The sequence below is a fragment of the Psychrobacter pygoscelis genome, from assembly GCF_004335015.1.
Taxonomy (GTDB): Bacteria; Pseudomonadota; Gammaproteobacteria; order Pseudomonadales; family Moraxellaceae; genus Psychrobacter; species Psychrobacter pygoscelis.
This window is the reverse complement of the sequence record NZ_RQRU01000001.1, coordinates 456,449-476,524: the sequence shown is the minus strand read 5'-3', so window position 1 is coordinate 476,524 and position 20,076 is coordinate 456,449. Positions and strand designations below refer to the sequence as shown.

General features: G+C 46.6%; 17 protein-coding genes. 1 reads left to right on the top strand and 16 read right to left on the bottom strand.

Annotation, left to right across the window (positions count from 1 at the left end):
- Nucleotides 1-10 precede the first annotated feature (10 nt).
- The gene (gene modB, locus EGV92_RS01930) at nt 11-724 is read left to right on the top strand and encodes a molybdate ABC transporter permease subunit (protein ID WP_131667525.1); all 714 of its coding nucleotides are present in this window, start codon (nt 11-13) and stop codon (nt 722-724) included.
- Between the two features lie 110 nt (nt 725-834).
- Here the strand turns inward: modB and EGV92_RS01925 are convergent, their stop codons facing one another.
- From EGV92_RS01925 to EGV92_RS01850, 16 genes are all read right to left on the bottom strand, one after another.
- Nucleotides 835-1,239 carry a TehB family protein gene (locus EGV92_RS01925; RefSeq protein WP_131667524.1) on the bottom strand — a complete coding sequence of 135 codons (405 nt, stop codon included), beginning with the start codon at nt 1,237-1,239 and terminating at the stop codon, nt 835-837.
- A 138-nt stretch (nt 1,240-1,377) separates the two neighbouring features.
- Nucleotides 1,378-1,845 carry a hemerythrin domain-containing protein gene (locus EGV92_RS01920; protein WP_131667523.1) on the bottom strand — a complete coding sequence of 156 codons (468 nt, stop codon included), beginning with the start codon at nt 1,843-1,845 and terminating at the stop codon, nt 1,378-1,380.
- 129 nt (nt 1,846-1,974) lie between these two features.
- Nucleotides 1,975-2,439, bottom strand: coding sequence for a molybdenum cofactor biosynthesis protein MoaE (locus EGV92_RS01915; protein ID WP_423227887.1), 465 nt, complete (start codon nt 2,437-2,439; stop codon nt 1,975-1,977).
- 163 nt (nt 2,440-2,602) lie between these two features.
- Complete coding sequence (moaD, locus tag EGV92_RS01910) at nt 2,603-2,845, bottom strand: molybdopterin converting factor subunit 1 (protein WP_131667521.1); 243 nt, start codon at nt 2,843-2,845, stop codon at nt 2,603-2,605.
- 81 nt (nt 2,846-2,926) lie between these two features.
- Nucleotides 2,927-3,439 (bottom strand): cyclic pyranopterin monophosphate synthase MoaC, encoded by a 513-nt coding sequence (moaC, locus tag EGV92_RS01905; RefSeq protein WP_131667520.1) that lies wholly within the window; start codon nt 3,437-3,439, stop codon nt 2,927-2,929.
- Between the two features lie 65 nt (nt 3,440-3,504).
- A complete protein-coding gene (gene mobA, locus EGV92_RS01900) occupies nt 3,505-4,317 on the bottom strand; it encodes a molybdenum cofactor guanylyltransferase (RefSeq protein WP_131667519.1) in 813 nt (270 codons plus the stop codon).
- Complete coding sequence (gene moaB / locus EGV92_RS01895; RefSeq protein WP_131667518.1) at nt 4,310-4,840, bottom strand: molybdenum cofactor biosynthesis protein B; 531 nt, start codon at nt 4,838-4,840, stop codon at nt 4,310-4,312. The genes mobA and moaB overlap by 8 nt, the downstream gene beginning before the upstream one ends.
- 127 nt (nt 4,841-4,967) lie before the next feature.
- Complete coding sequence (gene moaA / locus EGV92_RS01890; RefSeq protein ID WP_242678562.1) at nt 4,968-6,116, bottom strand: GTP 3',8-cyclase MoaA; 1,149 nt, start codon at nt 6,114-6,116, stop codon at nt 4,968-4,970.
- Nucleotides 6,117-6,329: 213 nt separating this feature from the next.
- Nucleotides 6,330-7,625: a molybdopterin molybdotransferase MoeA gene (locus EGV92_RS01885; RefSeq protein WP_131667517.1), complete on the bottom strand. Its 1,296-nt coding sequence runs from the start codon at nt 7,623-7,625 to the stop codon at nt 6,330-6,332.
- Nucleotides 7,626-7,739: 114 nt separating this feature from the next.
- Nucleotides 7,740-8,738, bottom strand: coding sequence for a peptidylprolyl isomerase (locus EGV92_RS01880; RefSeq protein WP_131667516.1), 999 nt, complete (start codon nt 8,736-8,738; stop codon nt 7,740-7,742).
- 280 nt (nt 8,739-9,018) lie between these two features.
- A complete protein-coding gene (locus tag EGV92_RS01875) occupies nt 9,019-10,230 on the bottom strand; it encodes a globin domain-containing protein (RefSeq protein WP_131667515.1) in 1,212 nt (403 codons plus the stop codon).
- 396 nt (nt 10,231-10,626) lie between these two features.
- Nucleotides 10,627-11,352, bottom strand: a complete 726-nt coding sequence (narI, locus tag EGV92_RS01870; RefSeq protein WP_131667514.1) for a respiratory nitrate reductase subunit gamma — start codon at nt 11,350-11,352, stop codon at nt 10,627-10,629.
- A gap of 14 nt (nt 11,353-11,366) precedes the next feature.
- Nucleotides 11,367-12,155, bottom strand: coding sequence for a nitrate reductase molybdenum cofactor assembly chaperone (gene narJ, locus EGV92_RS01865; protein ID WP_131668067.1), 789 nt, complete (start codon nt 12,153-12,155; stop codon nt 11,367-11,369).
- A gap of 75 nt (nt 12,156-12,230) precedes the next feature.
- Nucleotides 12,231-13,769: a nitrate reductase subunit beta gene (gene narH, locus EGV92_RS01860; protein ID WP_131667513.1), complete on the bottom strand. Its 1,539-nt coding sequence runs from the start codon at nt 13,767-13,769 to the stop codon at nt 12,231-12,233.
- Nucleotides 13,770-13,884: 115 nt separating this feature from the next.
- Nucleotides 13,885-17,661, bottom strand: coding sequence for a nitrate reductase subunit alpha (locus tag EGV92_RS01855; protein WP_131667512.1), 3,777 nt, complete (start codon nt 17,659-17,661; stop codon nt 13,885-13,887).
- A 520-nt stretch (nt 17,662-18,181) separates the two neighbouring features.
- Nucleotides 18,182-19,546, bottom strand: coding sequence for a NarK family nitrate/nitrite MFS transporter (locus EGV92_RS01850; RefSeq protein WP_131667511.1), 1,365 nt, complete (start codon nt 19,544-19,546; stop codon nt 18,182-18,184).
- Nucleotides 19,547-20,076: the final 530 nt, after the last annotated feature.

Below are 20,076 nucleotides of genomic sequence, written 5' to 3'. Positions count from 1 at the left end.
CGACGTTAAGATGCTGCAATCGTCTCTTTTATCACCGCTTTTGCTAGATATGCTCAGGCCAATCTGGCTGAGTATCAAGCTAGCTGGCGTCACGACTTTGTGTTTGTTGCTGGTCGCTACGCCGCTCGCTTATTGGTTGGCCAAGCCTAGCCCTCGACGTATCATTGAGCGCTTTAAGATAGTGCTGATGGGGGTGATTGCTATGCCATTAGTGCTGCCGCCGACTGTCATTGGCTTTTACTTACTACTGCTGATGAGTCCGAGCTTTGGCGTTGGTCACTGGCTCGCTCGGCATAATATTAGTGCCTTAGCCTTTACCTTTGAGGGCTTGGTCATCGGCTCTATCATTTACTCTCTGCCATTTTATATTCAACCGGTGTATGCGCAGTTTTTGCGAATTCCAAAAAGTGTGACGGAGATGGCGCAGCTATTAGAGTCTAGCCGCTTGCGCCGCTTTATGACCGTGGCACTGCCGCAGGCCAAAGTAGGTATCATTCTTGGTAGTTTGATTAGCTTTGCGCATACAATTGGTGAGTTTGGCGTGGTGCTGATGATTGGTGGCAGTATCGCTGGGGAGACCAAGGTGGTGTCTATTGCCATTTACGAGCAGGTGGAGTCACTAAACTATGAGGCGGCGCACACCATGTCCCTTGTGCTTATCATCCTAGGTATGGTCATGGTCAGTCTCATTGCTAGCGTCAATAAGTTTGGCCAGCGCTCATAACTAATAAACATGCTGATAATAAATACGTTAAGTATTAGCTTATTGAGATAAAAGGTGTTGGCTTTTTTAGTCAACACCTTATTTTTTAGTGGTTTTTAAACGCAATGATTTTACTTGTCTTCTGGTTTATCAAATAATTTTTCAATAGGTTTGCTATGAATTTTAGAGCTGTTAAACATCTTATTACTGCCAGCTTCTTTGCTATTGCTTAAGCTTGGGTCAGTCCAGAAGTTAATATTAAACTGGGCATCGTCACTTAACTCTACGCGGTGCCAATACTGCGGCGGGCTAGTGGCAAATTGTCCCGCATTAATCACTACCTTTTTTTCAGGCTCTGTCGCTTCTTCGTTAGCAAAGCCATAAAAGGTAACGACCCCTTGCATCACGCAAATCTGACCAAACACCCCTTCAGCAGTATTGTGATGCGTCAGTAAGGCTTGGGGAACATTGTCTTTGGTAAAAAAGGGCGTGGAGCGCTTTACTCGCCAATGGCTAGGTATCACTTGATGACTCATGGTAACTCCTTGTAAATTGGCTTATAGATAGGCATTTAACGAGCAAACTTAACTCGTAAATTTGTCTCACAAAACTTGTCTTATAAAAGGCTAACAGCTTATTTAAACCGCAGGCCGCTAAAATCATTCGAGCTACGGTTATCGATGCTCATCAATCTTTTTGACATTGTCAGCGCTAGCGGCGTAGATCTCGTCCAATTCTGCCTCGCTTAGAAACTGCTCAGCAGTAGGGAACAGCTGCCGCTCTTCAAAGCGCACATGAGCGTAGAGGGCGTTAGCAAGCTTATGTACTTGCTCGATGGTAGGCGTATCTTGACCGGCAGGTAATTGCGATAACTCGTCTAACTCATGATGTTGCGCTTCGAGAGTTTTCAGTACCGCTGCCACTTCCGGATCTTGTTCTTTAAAGGGCATTAACGCATTGACTAATAGATTATCCTCAATACTAAAGTGATGCGTCATGTCCTTATTAATATAGTTGGTCAGCGCGGTCCAGTGTTGGTTAATTTGTGCAGGGTTATCAGGGCACTCTCTGCCATGACGGCCAAGATGAAGGCCTAAATGATGCTCGCGGGATAAAGGCTGGAGTTGTTTGGCACGTTTCATAATAATCCTTTTAAGTAGGCGGTTGTGAAACCGAGTTACTGTTAATATCAATTCTATTAACATCAAATCTAATGATTAAAGTTGATTATTAAAATTGACCCCAGACTTCATCCATAGATTCTTTCGAGTTTATCCGTTGTTGCTCAGCCACTCAGAAGAGTTATCGCCGTAGTATTCTTGCTTCCAAATAGGAATATCAGCCTTAATGGTGTCTAGTATCCAGCGGCAGGCATCAAATGCCGGATAGCGATGGCTTGAGGCCACGCCAATCCAGACCGCCATATCGCCAATCTCTAATGCACCAATACGATGTATGGCAACCGCTTGAGTAATATCAAAGCGGCGTTTGGCCTCTGCAATAATAGCGCGGCCTTGATTGAGCGCTAAGTTTTCGTAGCCGTAGTAGGTGAGCTTGGATACTTGAGTAGCGTTGTTATGGTTGCGAACCCAGCCCTCAAAGGTAGCTAAAGCGCCGCAGCTGTCATCTTGTAGCATGTTTTTAAGTCTGACCTCGTCAATCGCGATATCTAATAGCGCAAAGCCGTCTTGCTGGGCAATGCTATAAGCTTCGTCGGCGCTACGATTGATACGCATAGAGCGCTCATGAACAGTATCTTCTGCTTTAGAGTTTGAATTATTCATAGTATCCACTTGCTCAATGTCATTATGAGTATCACTTGCTATCTAAGGAGATGTGCTTTAAACAATAAAAATAGCCTAAGCAGCATTAATAGCGAAGGTCATAAGCTTTAATAAGTTAACCACCAGCGACTGGCGGAATAAAGGCAACTTGGTCACCATCCTCAATCATATCTGACCACTCGGCAAAGCTATCATTAATAGCGACGCCAAGTTGCGACTGCTCACGGCCAAAATGATACTGGCCATTAAGTTGCTCAAACAGTTCAGGTAGCGTTACTGGCGGCTCAAGCGTCAATGTTTCTTGAGCAATGCCAGCTTTATCGGCTAAGCTGGCAAAATATAAGACCGTAATTTTCATATTGGGTTTTCCTGATAGTACTACTGATGGTAATAAATGGTACTAAATTATTAATCGATCATTCCCATTGATTTATAGAGGTCAGGTAGACGGCTGCTGATAATCCGACTTACCGCCCGTTTTGGTAACCAGCCGAATATTATCGATAATAATGTCATGCGATAATGCTTTGGTCATGTCGTATAGGGTCAAGCAGGCGACGCTGACTGCTGTTAGCGCCTCCATCTCAACGCCAGTTTTATGCGTTACCTTGACCGTCGCTGTCACTGCAATGGCGTGACCGGCGTCTTCATAACTAAAGGTAAGACCGATCTTATCTAGTGGTAGCGGGTGACAGAGCGGAATTAGGTCATGGGTGCGCTTGGCTGCCATAATGCCCGCGATATGTGCCGTTTGGGTAATGCTACCCTTCTTAGTCATGCCGTCGGCGTCTTTAATTTGAGCATAGATATCTGCTGGAAAACGCACGTAGCCTGAGGCGCAAGCTTGCCTAGTCGTCGCTGTTTTAGCACTGACGTCCACCATATGGATATCACCATCGCTGTCGAGATGCGATAAAGTAGCAGGTGGTGTTTGAGAATGTGATTCGCTCATAGCATTTTTCAGTCTAAAGATAATGGATATAGGATTTATTAACTAAGAATAAGGCAGCGGCGAGCTTAAAACGACAGCTGCGCACAGGCCGTTTTAAAGTCATCTGGGGTATTCAAATTAGCCAGCTGCTGCCACTCTAAAGGTAGAGGGAGCAGCTCGTATAATGGTTCAATGAACTTAATCACTCGGCGCTCACCACGATCCAGATAGTTAATTAATTCAGGATAAACAGCTAAGTGATAAACTCCCAAAAGGGGGTAAGGAATATCAGCATCTGCCAGACAGATCACAGACTGCTTTTGACTATCATCAGGCGAGAGATTTTGAGCCTTGGCCTTAGCAGTATTTCTGGTTAAGACTGGCTGTAGTACTTGCCACAGGTCAGTCGCCGTAATTAAGCTGTCACAGCTAAGCACCATCAGCCATTCTGGCGTGCTTGAAGCTTGGCTTTCATTAGCGGATAACGCTCGATTGCCACCTAACTCAGTCAGTACCTGCATCGCAGAGGCAATAGCGGCCAATGCCCCAGCAGGTTTACTGTCCGCTGTCTCAATGGTAGGGCGATAGTCTTTGATATGCAGTAGCGGGGCAGTGGATGGGTCAAGCAATAGCGCTTGATCCACTGTAAAACCGCGCTCATTATCTGCGATCATAATTGGCACGCCAAGCTGGCTGGCATGGCGCACATGATAATCCAAAAGCCGCTCATTAGAGGGCAGTGAGAGTTGAGCTTTGGCTGAGCCCATTCTCTTTGACTCGCCGCCTGCGACAATAACGACAGCAGCTAGGTTATCTAAGCCGTAAAAGTCGCTATTGTCTGTAGAACCAAGCTTATCAGTCGTGTCAGGGTCGATCGTACTGTTGGTTTGATTAGTCATGAGTTGGGTTACTGCGTAAAAAGTGGGGCACAAAGTTGCAGGGACGAGTGCGGCTATCGAATTGCTCTTTTAGAATCTGCTCCCAGCCAGTTCGACAGGCCCCTGAGGAGCCGGGCAAGCAAAAGATACCCGTACCATTCGCCATGCCAGCAATCGCGCGCGATTGCACGGTAGACATGCCAATCTCATCTTTAGATATCAGACGAAACATCTCGCCAAAGCCATCGATACTCTTGTCGAATAACACGCTGGCCGCCTCTGGCATACTGTCACGAATATAGAATCCTGTACCACCAGTGGTAATCACAGCATGAACGTTAGGGTCTGCTATCCAAGCACTTAACACGGCGCGAATCTGATAAATATCATCAGTAATAAGCTTGCGATCGGCAAGATTATGTCCGGCAGCGGTGAGGGAGTCTGCGAGATATTGCCCCGAGGTATCTTCTGCTAGCGTGCGGCTGTCAGAGACGGTTAAAACCGCAATATTAAGTGGAATAAATTTCGCTTCAGGCTTGGACATTGAGACTCCTTAATTAATAATTAAAATAAATTTGGCAGGTTAAATTCAGTAAGTTACTTGTTCTGTAGTTTGACTTTAACCGAAGACAGTGGCGCTGCCATCATGCGCCTTATACGCTTTAGGTTCTCTAACCGCCGATAATCGATAGGTTATGCATGATGCCACTATCGGACTCATGGAGATGGTGATGCTCAGGCTTGATCGGCATAAAGCTTTGTAGCGTTTGGATCAGTCCATCCACGTCTTGATTCTGTAAATAAGGCCTAATGTCATAATTGCCTTGGTCAAATAAGCACAGATGTACCTTGCCTTGACTGCTCACCCGTAGACGATTACAGCTGTCACAAAAATGCGCGGCGTAAGGTGCGATCATACCGATACGACCGACATAGTCAGGGTGGCTGTATTCTACCGCTGGACCATCGTTACTACCACGCTCATGCGCCCGCCAGCCATGATTAAGCAAATAATTGGTAATCAGGGCTGAGTGAGCATGCTGGGCGAAGAAAAGATCGCTATTGTCACTGGTCTGCATAAACTCAATAAAGCGGTAGGTCACAGGGCGATCTTTGATGTAGGCCATCGCATTAATGAGATTATCAAAGGCGGTCTCTGCCATCAAAATACTATTTATTTTCAGCTTAATGTCCGTGGTCTCAAGCAATTGATCCATATCAGTCAGCAGCTGCGGCAATATATTAAAGCCAGTCATACTATGAAAGGTAGCCGCATCGAAGCTGTCGATACTGATGTTGATTTGATTCAACCCTGCTGCTTGCCACGCGGCTAGGTGACGCCCAAGCTTATAACCATTACTGGTCATCGCTACCGTCTCGATACCAGGAGTCTGCTTAATCGTATCGATTATATCGACCACATCACGGCGGATTGAGGGTTCACCGCCAGTAATGCGTACTTTTTTGGTACCAACTTGAGCAAAGCCGCGCACTAAGGTCTCAATTTCTGCAACGGTAAGCTCATTCTTTGGCCGTTTGCCTTGATAGCCATTCGGCAAGCAATACTCACAGCTAAAATTACAAAAGTCAGTGATGGACAGTCGTAGATAGGCCAATTGCCGAGAGAAATTATCCGTCAATTTTTGCGTGGTTTGCGTGTTTGAGATATTAGCGGTTGAGGAGTTTATAGCAGGAGCCGATGTTGTAGGTACAGATGAAGACACAGACGTGGCTACAGACATAGGTAGATCACTGCTTCGAGGAGAAGGCGTGGGAATATATAGGTGGGCATCCCCTAAAGGACGGACTGCTTGGCTCATAGTTTGTTACCGTATATGTCGTGTGCTCTAAGCGTTGCCTCAGGTTGAGAGTTGAAAATTATTAGAGAAATTATTAGAGATTGTATTATGGCAGATTTATAGCGATTAACCATTAACCTTATGAATCCTCACTACTACTTTGGTAGTAGAGTAGCAAGCAGCCATAAGATCATTCCACCCACAACAAAGCGGCTGATTTAAGTTAACCACTTTTTAAGCTAATAGCCAAGGGAAAGGCTGTACTTGTACCTGACTACCAGCAGCAGCGCTACCACTATCTTTGGCTAGTACAACTAGGCAGTTGGCTTGGCTCAACTGCTTGATACGATGGGACTGTTGACTCTTAAAGACAGAAACTTGATACGCTCCTGACTCATCTTGAGACAAGATACCACGCTGAAAGTCTACGCGCCCTGGTGATTTTTTGACATCATCTAGTAAGGTGGCGGTCAGCTGCAATGTCTTAGGTGTTTCACTGGCTAGTGCGCCAGTCATCTGCCACAAAGCTGGAATGACCAAATTTAAAGCACCCACGACAGCAGATAGTGGATTGCCCGGTAGACCAAAATATAGAACTGGGGTATCAAGATTTTGTGTTAATTCGCCAAATACAAAGGGCTTGCCCGGCTTCATGGCGACTTTGTAATGGTTGATTTTTCCCAACTGTTCAATGACAGTGGTCAAGAAGTCATAGTCGCCTACCGAAACGCCAGCTGTCGAGATGAGCACGTCGCATTCACTCATGGCCTGTGCTACTGCCTGCGTGGTCGCTGACAAGTCGTCTGGAATGATACCATAGTCATTAATAGTAATCGGTAATGGTTTAAGTAAGCTTTTGAGAGTAGGGGTATTGGAGTTATAAATCTGCGCTTGATGGGTAAGCGGCTCACCGATAGCCACTAGCTCATCACCTGTGGAAAGCAAGCCTATGGTTAAGGGCTTATATACCGATACTTTAGCAATCCCTAGATTAGCTAGGAGACTGATATCCGTGGGGTTAAGACGCTTACCACGGCTTAGCACCGCTTCATCTTTGGCAATCTCTTCGCCTTGGTAGCGAATATTATTTTTGAGCTTAACGGCTTTATTCAGCGTTATACTATAAGGTTTAGACTTATCTAAAGTGTCTTTAATATCAGCAAAATTCGTATTCTCTTGCATCTCTACGGTATCGCAGGCGAGCGGTACGACGGCGCCGGTAAATATACGCACGCCTTGATCCGCATTTAGTGTCCCAACAAAAGGTGAGCCTGCCTGAGACTCACCGATGATCGTTATACTATTACCCGCCTCTAAGCTACTGCCTTTAGCAAAGGCAAAGCCATCCATTGCTGAGATATTCTGCCTTGGCACATCAAAGGGTGAGGCAATATCCTCTCCAAGTATTTGATTCTGACAGGCTAGTAGCTCGACTTGCTCAAGTGCTCTAGCACTGAGTGGATAGTCGGCCTGGTTGAAAGTTTCTACTCGCTTATGAATCGCAGCTTGGAGTTGTTCTACAGTTATCATGATAGTCGGACCCGTCATATATTCAAATCAAGAGTAACACAAGATAAGGCGTTACTTACCAATTATCCTATTGTTAAAGTATTAAAATATAGCTTTATTGGCTTAGCTATTAGCTTAGCCGCGAAAGATGTTTTCTTGGGTTAGCGCCATTTCGATACCGTCAATATCTGCCGAATCTGCTAGGGCATATAAATAGTCACATAACGCATGGTGGAAGGCCTGCTGACTAAGCTGATTGGCTATCGCAGGATAGGCCTGCTCATAGCTCATCTGAATACCAGCTTGTTTGTCAGTAACCTCAACAATATGAAAGCCGTAGCGTGATTCAATAGGGCTGGGCGCTAGACCTTTGTCTAAACTAAATAGCACACTCTCAAACTCAGGGACGGTCTGGCCTTTGGATATAACCCCAAGCTCACCGCCTTGCGATTTAGAGGGACAAGCAGAGTAGCGTTCAGCCAGCCCGATAAATTCAGCAGTAGGATTGCTACTTTGAGTAATTTGTTCAATCAGCTCATAAGCCTGCTTTTTAAGCGCCAAGCGCTCTTCACCATCTTCAGGCAAGCAGGCCAGTAGGATATGGCGCACTGACATCAGTGGCGGCGTGACGAAGCTTGACTGATTCTGCTGATAGTAGCGCTCGCAAGTGGCTTTATCTGGGGTAGCGGCTTGAACATGCTTGTCAATAAGCGCGGAGATGGCTTGCTCCTCGTCATGCTGCCAAGCGTTTTCTCCTAACTCAGGATCAGCCAGTACCGCCTGCTTTAATAGCTCACGCACCACCAGGGCTTGCGCCGCTAGAAATACCGCATCTTCTTTACTATCAGCAGGGTGGTATTGTAGTTCTTCTGCAATAGCTTTTTTATCTAGCATGACACCATTAATATGAATCGTCGGCAGCTCATCACGGCTTGAGGCAATAAGATTGCTATGATCGCGGCGCTCTTCTGCTAGCGCCTGCTCGATGAGCTCTTTGTCCGAGTGTGGCTTCTTGAGATCAGCGCTGGTAGGCATGATACGAATATTATCGTCATTGCTCAAAGCTTCGTTAGAAGGCGCCGCACTGGATTCACTATTGCTGTTGGTAGCAGGATTATAAGTACTGACCGTCATGGGAAGGCTCCGCAAAAAATGGTAATGATTAACAATAGGTGAAGGATGTAGGGTTTAGGAGATGATGCGGCTGGATTATCAAGGTTCGCTAAGCATCACTATTTAATAAAATTGATCTCAACTGTATTAACAGCTAATGAGTTAATGAGCCACTGGTGAAATTTACTTGCTAGTAGTCACGATAGACTTAAGTCTGTATAAATCTCGCCAATGGCTCTGTAGCAGATATAGCGTAGATTCGCCATAAAAGCTAATGTCTATAAACGCTATGGTCTATAAACTATGCTGTCTTTAGACTCATCTTAGGTCCAAATGGCTCATAGTGCACGCTATCGGCACTATGCTTAAGGGCGATAAGACCATCAATGATGCTATCCATAAATGCCATAGAGCCACAGGTATAGACATCAGCTGGAACCGGCAAGGTAGCCAGCCACTCCTCATTTAACAACTGCCCCTCTTCAGAATAGAAGATATGCTTCTCAACCTGCTCAGCTTGCTCTAATAATGCCTCTACGCGTGCTTTAAAAGCATGATGCTCGGCATTTTGACAAGCATAAGCCCAGATTATAGGGCGTTTTGGGTTGGCGCTGACTTGCGCCTCTAACATTGCCAATACAGGCGTGATACCGACGCCAGCACTGATAAGCGCTAACGGAATCTCATTTTGCATGATCAAGCTGCTATCGAGGGCAAAGTCGCCTGCAGGGGCGGAGAGTAAGAGGGTGTCGCCGACTTCGACATTATCGTGTAGGTGGTTGGATACGAGGCCACGATGCTCATCGCGGTTATCCCGGCGTACTGCAAACTGAATACCTTTGTCAGTGTGAGTCGAGCATAACGAATAGTGACGTAGTGCTAAATGATCGCTGTCTTCAGGGTCAGTCTTAACCGTGATGTATTGACCGGCGGTTAAGGTTAATTTATCAAGGTCAATATTTTGCGCCTCATCGCTATTTTGACTGGTCGCATCGGGGTTAGGTACAACAGTAAAAGCAGCAATATCTGTGCCGGTAAGCGTCTTGTCGACTACTTTAAAGCTCGCGAAGCCATCCCACATTGCTTGCTCATACATCGCTTGCTCGAGTTGGATAAATACTTCAGCGATATCGCCGTAGGCTTCTGCCCAAGCATTAATAATATCGTCATTAGCGGCGTCGCCAAGCACTTCTTTGATAGCGCCAAGGAGGTGCTTGCCGACGATAGGGTAGTGCTCAGGCTTAATCTGTAGGGCGCGGTGCTTGTGGCTAATCTGCGTGACTTGTGGTAATAGGACTTCAAGCTGATCGAGATGCTTGGCAGCGGCAAGAACGGTAGACGCTAAGGCGTTTTGCTGACGGCCAATCTTTTGGTTGGTCTCATTAAAGATATCGAGCAGCTCTGGGTGCTCGGCGAACATATTTTGATAGAAAACTTTGGTGATGGTAGTGCCATGCTCTTCTAGTACAGGAACGGTAGATTTAACGATTTCGATAGTCTTTGGGCTGGCCATAGGTGGCTCCTAATTGACAATAACGGTTATAAAAAGAATAAAAGCTAAAAGCGGTCATTGTCGTCAAGATCAAATTTAATTGAGGCCGACTCATGCTAATGCGCTTTGATGCCCTGTATGAGGTTTAAAGATATATTTTTAAAGAATGTTTATGTAAATATCTGTGTTAATAACCTCACAGGTTGGCAAAGACATAGCGCTAAGTCAGCGTTATAGAGATAAAACTATAATTTGCGCAGTTGAAGTTATAAAAGTTACAGGGATAGGGTAGGACAAATAATTTTTATCAGCGCCATACTCAGTTAGCCGTTAAAACGGTTTAACACACTCTAAGATATGGCGCTAACAATGACAGTACGGGATGTCAGTAGTCACTGACGCTTGCTCAAATCACTATTACTGGGCGCTTTTTTGTCTGACGATCTGGTAGCGTCGACCCAAATACCAGACAGGTGCACTGATAATGTGAATCAAACGAGTGAACGGGAAGATCATGACTAAGGTAATCCCCAATGCCATATGCAGCTGATAGATGAGATCGGTTTGCTCGATTCGCGCTGCCGCGTGCCAAGGTCTGAGGATAGTAATGTCCTGCGCCCAACCAGCAAGGTTCATCATAGTAAGGCCATCTAGATGCTGCATAGAGGTAAAGATTGAAGCAAGACCTAAATTTAACTGGATGAATAGCAGCACCAGTACCAGCTTGTCCGAGAATGATGAGGTATGTGAGACGCGATCATTGGTAAAGCGTCGCCACATAAGCATCACCATTCCTATCCAGCAGATCACGCCAGCTACCCCGCCTACGACGACTGCTAACACCTGCTTACGAGCTGCGCTGATGAAGGTTTCGTAGATAAAATGTGGGGTGAGCATCCCAAATAGGTGACCTAATAGGACAATAATAATACCAACGTGAAATAGATTACTGGCCCAGCGCATATTTTTATTACTCATCATCTGAGAAGAATTGGTCTTCCAAGAATACTGAGACAAGTCAAAACGCACCCAAGTACCGATGATAGCAATGGCCAAAGCAATATAGGGATAGATTCCAAAAGTGAAGATTTGTATCCAGTTTAGATTGGCTAACGACTGGATACCAGGATCGGCAACGTTCATATCTAATCTCCTTATTAATTTTTGGCCATTGAGGACTTGTTAAAGTCGACCCAGTGGACGGGTGCACTGGCTGGTTTCTTAATGGCTGATTTGGCGGCTAAATTTTGCGTACTGGTCTGGGATGGGCAGCGCTCTTCTTGCTGCGCCCCTAAAAAGTCGACCACCTCTTCTTCCCACTCTTTATCTAGCGCATCTTTGGTGTCATCGCGCTGCTCTTTGCTAATTTTTTCTTGATAATCATCAACGATTTCTAAAGGCTTTCCAGCGATCTGTAGCAGCGCATTGAAGCAACCTAAATATAGGCTGCCACGATCTTTTAAGCGCGCTGCCAGTAAAGCCAAGATATGGCTGACGTCAGCGATATCCATGCGAATCTGAATGTCGTCACCAGTCACTGCGGCTTGATACGCCAAAAACTCTAAATATAAAGGCAGATAGTCAGGCAGCTCTTTGATACCGATCTCAAAGCCAGCTGCTTCGTACTGACCCATCAGATCCACCATGGCTTGACCACGGTCGCGAGACTCTCCATGCACATGCTCAAACAGCCATAATGATAAAGAGCGACCACGCTCAAATAGACCGTCGTAACGCGCTTGCGCCTCTAAAGAGTCCGTGCTGAGCAAATCATCTATTAGAGCAACAATTTGCGCCCGAACCTCAGGGCTAATTAGCGTCGAGCTGGTTACAATCTGCTGACATTGCGCTAGGGTATCGTCGGCAAATAACTCGTTACTCGGATAGTCGATGAGCAGGCTCAATACCTTCAACAGCTTCATATCAGAGTCACCGATAGGGGGCATACCCTCTTGGCTCTCATCTTGCTGCACCTCATACATATTGGTCGTATTCAAGGGTTGTACAGTATCAATTGACATCTAAGCCTCCCACTTTTGAACAGTATCGATGAAGTCGCGGCGGTTGGCTTTACGTTGACCGAACATATTGGTGTCAGAGTGCCCTGAGCAGCCCTCACCAAAGGTAAAGCCGCAGCCGTTACGCTCAGCGAAGGCATCACTCATCGCTTCTTCACGATGCGCTGTGGGGATGACAAATCGGTCTTCATAATTGGCAATCGCAAGGTAGCGGTACATCTCTTCGACTTGTAGCTTGGTTAGACCTACCTCATCTAATATGCTCTGCACTTCTTGCTTATCGACCAGCTGCATACGCTTGTAGCTGCGCATAGCAAGCAGGCGTTTAAGAGCTAAGCGCACCGGCGCTTCATCACCAGCGGTTAGCATATTGGCAAGGTAGCGAAGAGGGATACGCAGACTGTCGACATCAGGGATGAGACCATCCATACCTACTTTGCCCGCTTCGGCTGCATTTTGAATAGGTGATAATGGTGGTACGTACCAGACCATCGGTAGCGTACGATATTCAGGATGCAGCGGTAGGGCAAGCTGCCAATCCATCGCCAGCTTATAGACAGGAGAGCGCTGGGCGGCATCTATGACAGACTGCGGTACACCGTCAGCTAGGGCTTGAGCAATGACAGCAGGATCATTAGGGTCTAGGAATACATCGAGCTGAGCCTGATATAAGTCTTGCTCATTTGGGGTGCTAGCCGCTTCAGAGATTTTATCGGCGTCATAAAGCAGGACGCCAAGATAGCGGATACGGCCGACACAAGTCTCTGAGCAGATGGTGGGCATACCGGACTCAATGCGAGGATAACAGAAGATACATTTTTCAGATTTGCCCGACTTCCAGTTGTAGTAGATTTTTTTGTATGGGCAGCCTGAGATACACATGCGCCAACCGCGGCATTTTTCTTGATCGATCAAGACGATGCCGTCTTCTTCACGCTTGTAGATAGCACCACTTGGGCAAGAGGCCACACACGTTGGGTTGAGGCAATGCTCGCACAGACGTGGTAGGTACATCATAAAGGTGTTTTCGTACTCACCGTAAATCTCGGCTTGGACATTATCAAAGTTTTTGTCGCGGCGACGTTTTTCAAACTCCGAACCGAGGATCTCTTCCCAGTTTGGACCCCATTCGATCTTTTGCATACGCTTGCCAGTGATGGCAGAGCGAGGTCGGGCGATCGGTTGATGATTGCTGATAGGGGCGGTGTGTAGATGCTGATAGTCAAAGTCGAATGGCTCATAATAGTCATCGATTTCTGGCAAATCAGGGTTGGCAAATATATTGGCGAGTACTCTAAATTTACCGCCGATACGTGGATTGATGGTGCCGTTGGCATTGCGAATCCAGCCACCGTTCCATTTGTTTTGGTTCTCCCATTCTTTGGGATAGCCAATACCGGGCTTGGATTCAACGTTGTTAAACCAGGCGTATTCCATACCTTCACGACTGGTCCAGACGTTTTTACAAGTCACTGAACAGGTATGGCAACCGATACATTTATCGAGATTAAGCACCATGCCTACTTGTGAACGAATTTTCATGGGTGTGTGCTCCGAGATTGAATAAGAATTTACCTGCTTTGGTAATCCCGTCACTAGCCCTAGCAGTTAAGCCGGAGCTAGTGAGAGAGTACCGAGTGGGTAGTGGTTGCCGTATCTAGCTGTGGACGGGGCGATCGTCGTCAAGATTAGTTGGCAAAGGACGAGGTAGCGAGTCATCTGGCTTATCCTCTAGCCAATCGACCTTAGACATCTTGCGCACGACGACGAACTCGTCACGGTTACAGCCGACAGTACCGTAATAGTTAAAGCCATAGGCTTGCTGGGCATAACCACCAATCATGTGCGTCGGTTTCAAGATGGCACGAGTCACTGAGTTGTGAATACCGCCGCGTGTTCCGGTCTGCTCAGAGCCTGGGATATTGACCAGTTTTTCTTGAGCGTGGTACATCATGCACATGCCTTCTTTGACGCGCTGGCTGACGATAGCGCGCGCCGTAATCGCGCCGTTCTTATTGAACACCTCGATCCAGTCGTTGTCTTCAATGCCTGCTTTTTTGGCATCAATCTCTGACATCCACACACAAGGACCGCCACGGCTTAGTGTCAGCATGAGTAGGTTTTCAGAGTAAGTACTGTGGATACCCCACTTCTGGTGTGGTGTTAAGAAGTTCAGGACCACTACGTCATTACCATTGGGTTTAGCGTTTTGTATGATTTCGGTGGTTTTGGTATCAATAGGTGGGCGATACTGCTGCATCTGCTCACCAAAGGCCTGCATCCAAGGATGATCTTGATAAAACTGCTGACGGCCAGTGATGGTGCGCCAAGGAATCAGCTCATGGACGTTGGTGTAGCCGGCGTTATAGCTGACTTCATCTGACTCGATACCTGACCAAGTGGGGCTTGAGATAATCTTGCGCGGTTGGGCCACGATATCTCTGAAGCGAATCTTCTCATGGGCGCTAGACTTAGCCAGATGAGTATGATCACGACCAGTGAATTCTGATAGGGCTGCCCAGCCTTTGACTGCCACATGCCCATTGGTCTCAGGGGCCAGCATTAAGATAGTCTCTGAGGCATCAATAGCGGTATTAATACGAGGACGACCTTCAGCTATGCCAGGTTCAGTGACACGGTGGTTAAGATCGCCTAAGTCTTTGACTTGGACTTTCATATCCCAGTTCAGACCCTTGGAGCCATTACCCAGCTTCTCCATTAAAGGCCCAAGCGAGGTGAATTTGGCATAAGTATTGGGGTAGTCGCGCTCGACGACTTTGATCATCGGGCAGTTGATGCCAGGTTTGGGCTTTTCACCCGCTGTTTTCCAGTCACTGCCACCAAAGGGCTGCGCCAGCTCGCCAGGGCTATCGTGCTGCATGGGTAGAGTTACAACGTCGGTCTCTACTCCTAAGTGACCTACCGATAGCGCTGAGAAGTATTTAGCGATACCTTTATAGATCTCCCAATCTGTTTTTGACTCCCAAGCAGGATCAGTGGCAGCAGTGAGAGGATGGATAAAGGGGTGCATGTCTGAGGTATTCATGTCATCTTTTTCATACCACGTGGCGGTAGGCAGTACGATGTCAGAATACAAGCAAGTAGATGACATGCGGAAATCAAGCGTCACCACTAGATCGAGCTTACCAGTAGGCGCATCTTCGACCCAGTCAACCTCTTTCGGTTGCAGATCCCCTGCGAGGTTTTCATCACTTAATAAGCCATTTTTGGTGCCCAAGAAATACTTGAGCATGTATTCATGACCTTTACCTGATGAGCCTAGTAGGTTTGAGCGCCAGATAAACATATTGCGGGGGAAGTTTTGCGGACTATCAGGCGACTCGCAGGCGAAGCTTAGGCTGCCTTGTTCAAGAGAGTCCACGACGTAGTCTTCAATCGACTTGCCCGCTGCTTTAGCGGTTGCAGCGATAGTCAGCGGGTTTCGGTTTAACTGCGGCGCTGAGGGCATCCAACCGGCCCGCTCGGCTTGAATATTGTAGTCAAGCATGTGCTCTGGGAAGATGTGCTTATTGGCGTGCGGCGATAATATCTCATGGGCAGAGACCGTCTCATGCCGCCACTGTGAGCTGTGCAGATAGAAGAAGCTCGTACCTGCCATGTGGCGTGGTGGTCGCTGCCAATCTAAGGCAAAAGCAAGCGGCAACCAGCCTGTCTGTGGCCGTAGCTTCTCTTGACCGACGTAATGCGCCCAGCCGCCACCAGATTTGCCAATACAGCCGCAGAGCATAAGCATGTTAATAGCGCCGCGATAGTTCATATCGAGGTGGTACCAGTGGTTCATACCAGCACCGATGATGATCATCGACTTACCATGCGTCTTATGGGCGTTCTCAGCGAATTCGCGAGCAACTTGAATAACGCGCTCACGGCTGAGGCCAGTGATGACTTCTTGCCATGCTGGCGTTCCTGGAACGGTAGCGTCATTGTAGTCATCGGTGACATGCTCGCCGCCGACGCCATTATCAACGCCAAGGTTAGCTACCGTTAAATCAAACACAGTAGCGACGACGGCTGTGCTGCCATCGGCCAATTGAACTGTCTTACAAGGTACGTTTTTTACTTGTAGCGCGTCCCCTTCGACCGAGGTGAAGTAGGGGTGAGAAGTATGACCGAAATAGTCAAAGGCAACTTGACTGACCTCGCCGCTATCTTTAAGCGTTAAAGTTAAGTCGATGTCCTCCCCAGTAGTGCCATTTTTTTGCTCAATGTTCCACTTGCCCTTTTCGCCCCAGCGGTAGCCAATAGAGCCTTGTGGCGAGACCAGATTGCCGTCTTTATTGAGACCGATGGTTTTCCATTCTGGATTATTTTCTTGACCGAGGTTATCCACCAGATCTGAGGCACGTAGGTAGCGCCCTGGTCGACGTTTGCCTTCTTCACCTTCTAGCATGACTAGGATGGGCAGGTCGGTATAGCGCTTGGCGTAATCCAAGAAATAGTCACTTGGCTGCTTGAGATAAAATTCTTTGATAATGACATGGCAGAAGGCTTGACCCACTGCCGCATCGGTACCTTGTTTTGGGTTTAGCCAAAGGTCAGTTAGTTTGGATATCTCAGCATAGTCAGGGGTGATAGAGACCGTTTTAGTCCCTTTGTAGCGAACTTCGGTAAAGAAGTGTGCGTCGGGAGTCCGAGTTTGCGGAACGTTAGAGCCCCAAGCGATGATATAGTCGGAGTTGTACCAGTCGGCAGACTCAGGAACGTCCGTTTGCTCGCCCCAAGTCATAGGAGATGACGGTGGTAAATCGCAGTACCAATCATAAAATGAAAGACAAGCGCCGCCAATAAGCGACAGATAGCGACTGCCTGCTGCATAGCTCACCATTGACATCGCTGGAATAGGGGAGAAGCCAATGATACGGTCTGGGCCGTAGGTTTTGGCAGTATAGATATTACTGGCAGCGATAATCTCATTGACCTCAGCCCATGTCGAGCGGATGAAGCCGCCAAGGCCACGCTTAGACTTGTATTGTTCGCTCTTAGCTGGGTCTTCTACGATACTGGCCCAAGCATCTACTGGGTCAGAAAATTCTGCTTTGGCCGCTCGCCACAGTTTAAGGAGCGGTTTGCGTACTTTGGGATATTTGACTCGGTTGGCCGAGTACATATACCAGCTATAGCTTGCACCGCGAGGACAGCCACGGGGTTCATGGTTGGGTAAATCAGGGCGGGTACGCGGATAGTCAGTTTGCTGAGTCTCCCAAGTGACCAGACCGTTTTTGACATAGATTTTCCAAGAGCACGATCCAGTACAGTTTACGCCGTGGGTTGAGCGTACGATCTTGTCGTATTGCCAACGGCTACGGTAGACATTTTCCCAATCACGAGACTCGTTTCGTAATTCGCCATGTCCATCGGCGAACTCTGACTTTTTGCGTTTAAAAAAACGAAATTGGTCGAGTAAATGGCTCATTTTGCTATCCTCTATAGTGGTGCTATTTATGCGCGTAGCGAAGTCTTAGACTCAGCGGCAGCATAAAAGCGATAAGTACAATTTCGATAAGCGTAGTTTAGAGAGATATTCTCACTGTACCAATTGACTAAGGTGGGCAGATGCCTACCCCTTTAGTAGTACAGAAGGTTTCAAAACTAAGAGAAACTAAGAGAAGTTAAGTAGTAAGAGCGTTTAAGGGCTATACCTAAAGATAAATTAAATCCTTTAGCACTTTTAGTAGGTGAAAAGACGTGACTTAATACTCAGCTGGATTAGCAGATAATTTGAAGCCGACTTTACTTGGCCGACTTCAAATTAACGTTGATAGTTGCGGTACGATAATGACAGTAATTACGATAGAGACAGCAGTAAGATTACTATCAAAATACTTAACTGGTGTTAACTGTTCGTACTTTGGGTAAGGTCTTAATGCTTGTTTTTCGCGTCTATACTGTGACTTTAATTTTTGGCCTTTCATCAGGAGCCATATCACGAATGGCTAGCAAGGATATTCCGCGTTACCACGACTGTAGTACCACCAAGTCAAGGCTATGCACACTAAGTAATAGATGATTAAGGCGATGAAAGTACCGTAGACGCCCAGTCCTGAACCAAACATTTTTGGAATAAAGAAGGCACCATAAGCCGCGACAGCAGAGGTAAAGCCGACCACAGCAGCAGACTCTTTATTAGATTGCACCACAATGTCTTTAGTACCAAGTCGTTCATGAAAGGTGCGGAAGATGACGGGAATCATGCGGAAAGTCGAGCCGTTACCGATACCTGTGGTAATGAATAGCACCATAAATGAGATAAAGTAACCGACAAAGCTGCCAGGACGAGTCTCACTAGGTAAGAAATACATGACGGCTACTACCGCCAAAATCATAATCACATAATTCCAAAAGGTTACTCTAGCGCCGCCAAGCTTGTCAGAGATCCAGCCACCCAGTGGACGAAATAGGGCACCCACTAACGGTCCCAAAAAGGCAAACTTTAAGGCATCTATATGCGGAAAAGAGTTTTTGATTAGCATAGGGAAGGCTGCTGAGAAGCCGATAAAAGACCCAAATGTCGCCATATATAGAATGCACATGATCCAGTTGTGTTTACGACTGAATATGACTGACTGCTCTTTAAAGGAGGCCTGAGCAGACGACAAGTCGTTCATACCGAACCAAGCCAAAATCGAGACAATAGCGATAAAAGGTACCCAAATAAAGCCTGCGTTTTGCAGATAGAGCTGCTGACCTGAGGCTGTCATCTGTGCTTGACCACCGAGTGCACCAAATACCGCAAAGCCAATGACGATCGGTACTAAAAACTGCATTACTGAAACGCCAAGGTTACCTAGGCCTGCATTTAGACCAAGAGCAGTACCTTGCTTTGCCTTAGGAAAGAAGAAGGAGATATTCGACATTGACGATGCAAAATTACCGCCACCGAATCCACACAGTAAGGCAATAATTACGAATACACTAAAGGGAGTATTTGGATTTTGCACCGCGAATCCCATCCATATGGAGGGAATAAGTAGTGAAGCGGTCGAGATAGCAGTCCAGCGGCGACCGCCAAATATCGGCACCATAAATGAATAAAAAATACGAAAAGTAGCTCCCGACAATCCTGGCAGTGCTGCCAACCAAAACAGCTGCTTTTGATCAAAGGCAAAGCCAATATCTGGCAGGCGTACAATGACGGCACTCCAGACCATCCAAACGGCGAAGGCGAGAAGCAGGGCTGGAATAGATATCCATAGATTACGATTGGCTACCTTTTTACCGCCGTTTTCCCAAAAGTCTTCGCTTTCAGGACGCCAGTCTGTAATGAGTTTACCACCTTTAAGACTGTCCTCATTCTTCATATAAACCTCTCTTAGTAGAGTATATATCGTTCACTGCCTATCAATATGAAGCGATGCGCTCATTCTGAAATGAGGAGCTTATATCCTATGCAGCGCTCAGTATTGGTTATTAAATTTTCCTTCACCGTGGTCAATCGGGTCAGTCCTGTTACTACTTTTTGATAGACAGTTGCTAAGCAGTTACCTTACTGGTTTATTCTATGTATGACTATTAGTACAAGGGCGTAGCTTAACGTCCATTAGTGGTAATTTAGCCTACTTATAGTTAAGTAATACTTTAGAGGTATAGAAGGGGCAAAAAGGTTAATGATAAAGTGCTATGCTTCGCCTAGAGCCAAGCTGCTAACAAAACACCTATAAGCCTAGGTTTCAGGCAGAAAGATTTAGATATCTAGATACATGCAATCTAGGCCCACACCTGTCTTATGTAGCGCACTATTATGAATACGTCGTTATACATCGTTATTTATGATGGCTAAAAGGTTTATCAACACTAAACAGCTTCTAAGCGCTGCACAGTTACCATAGGT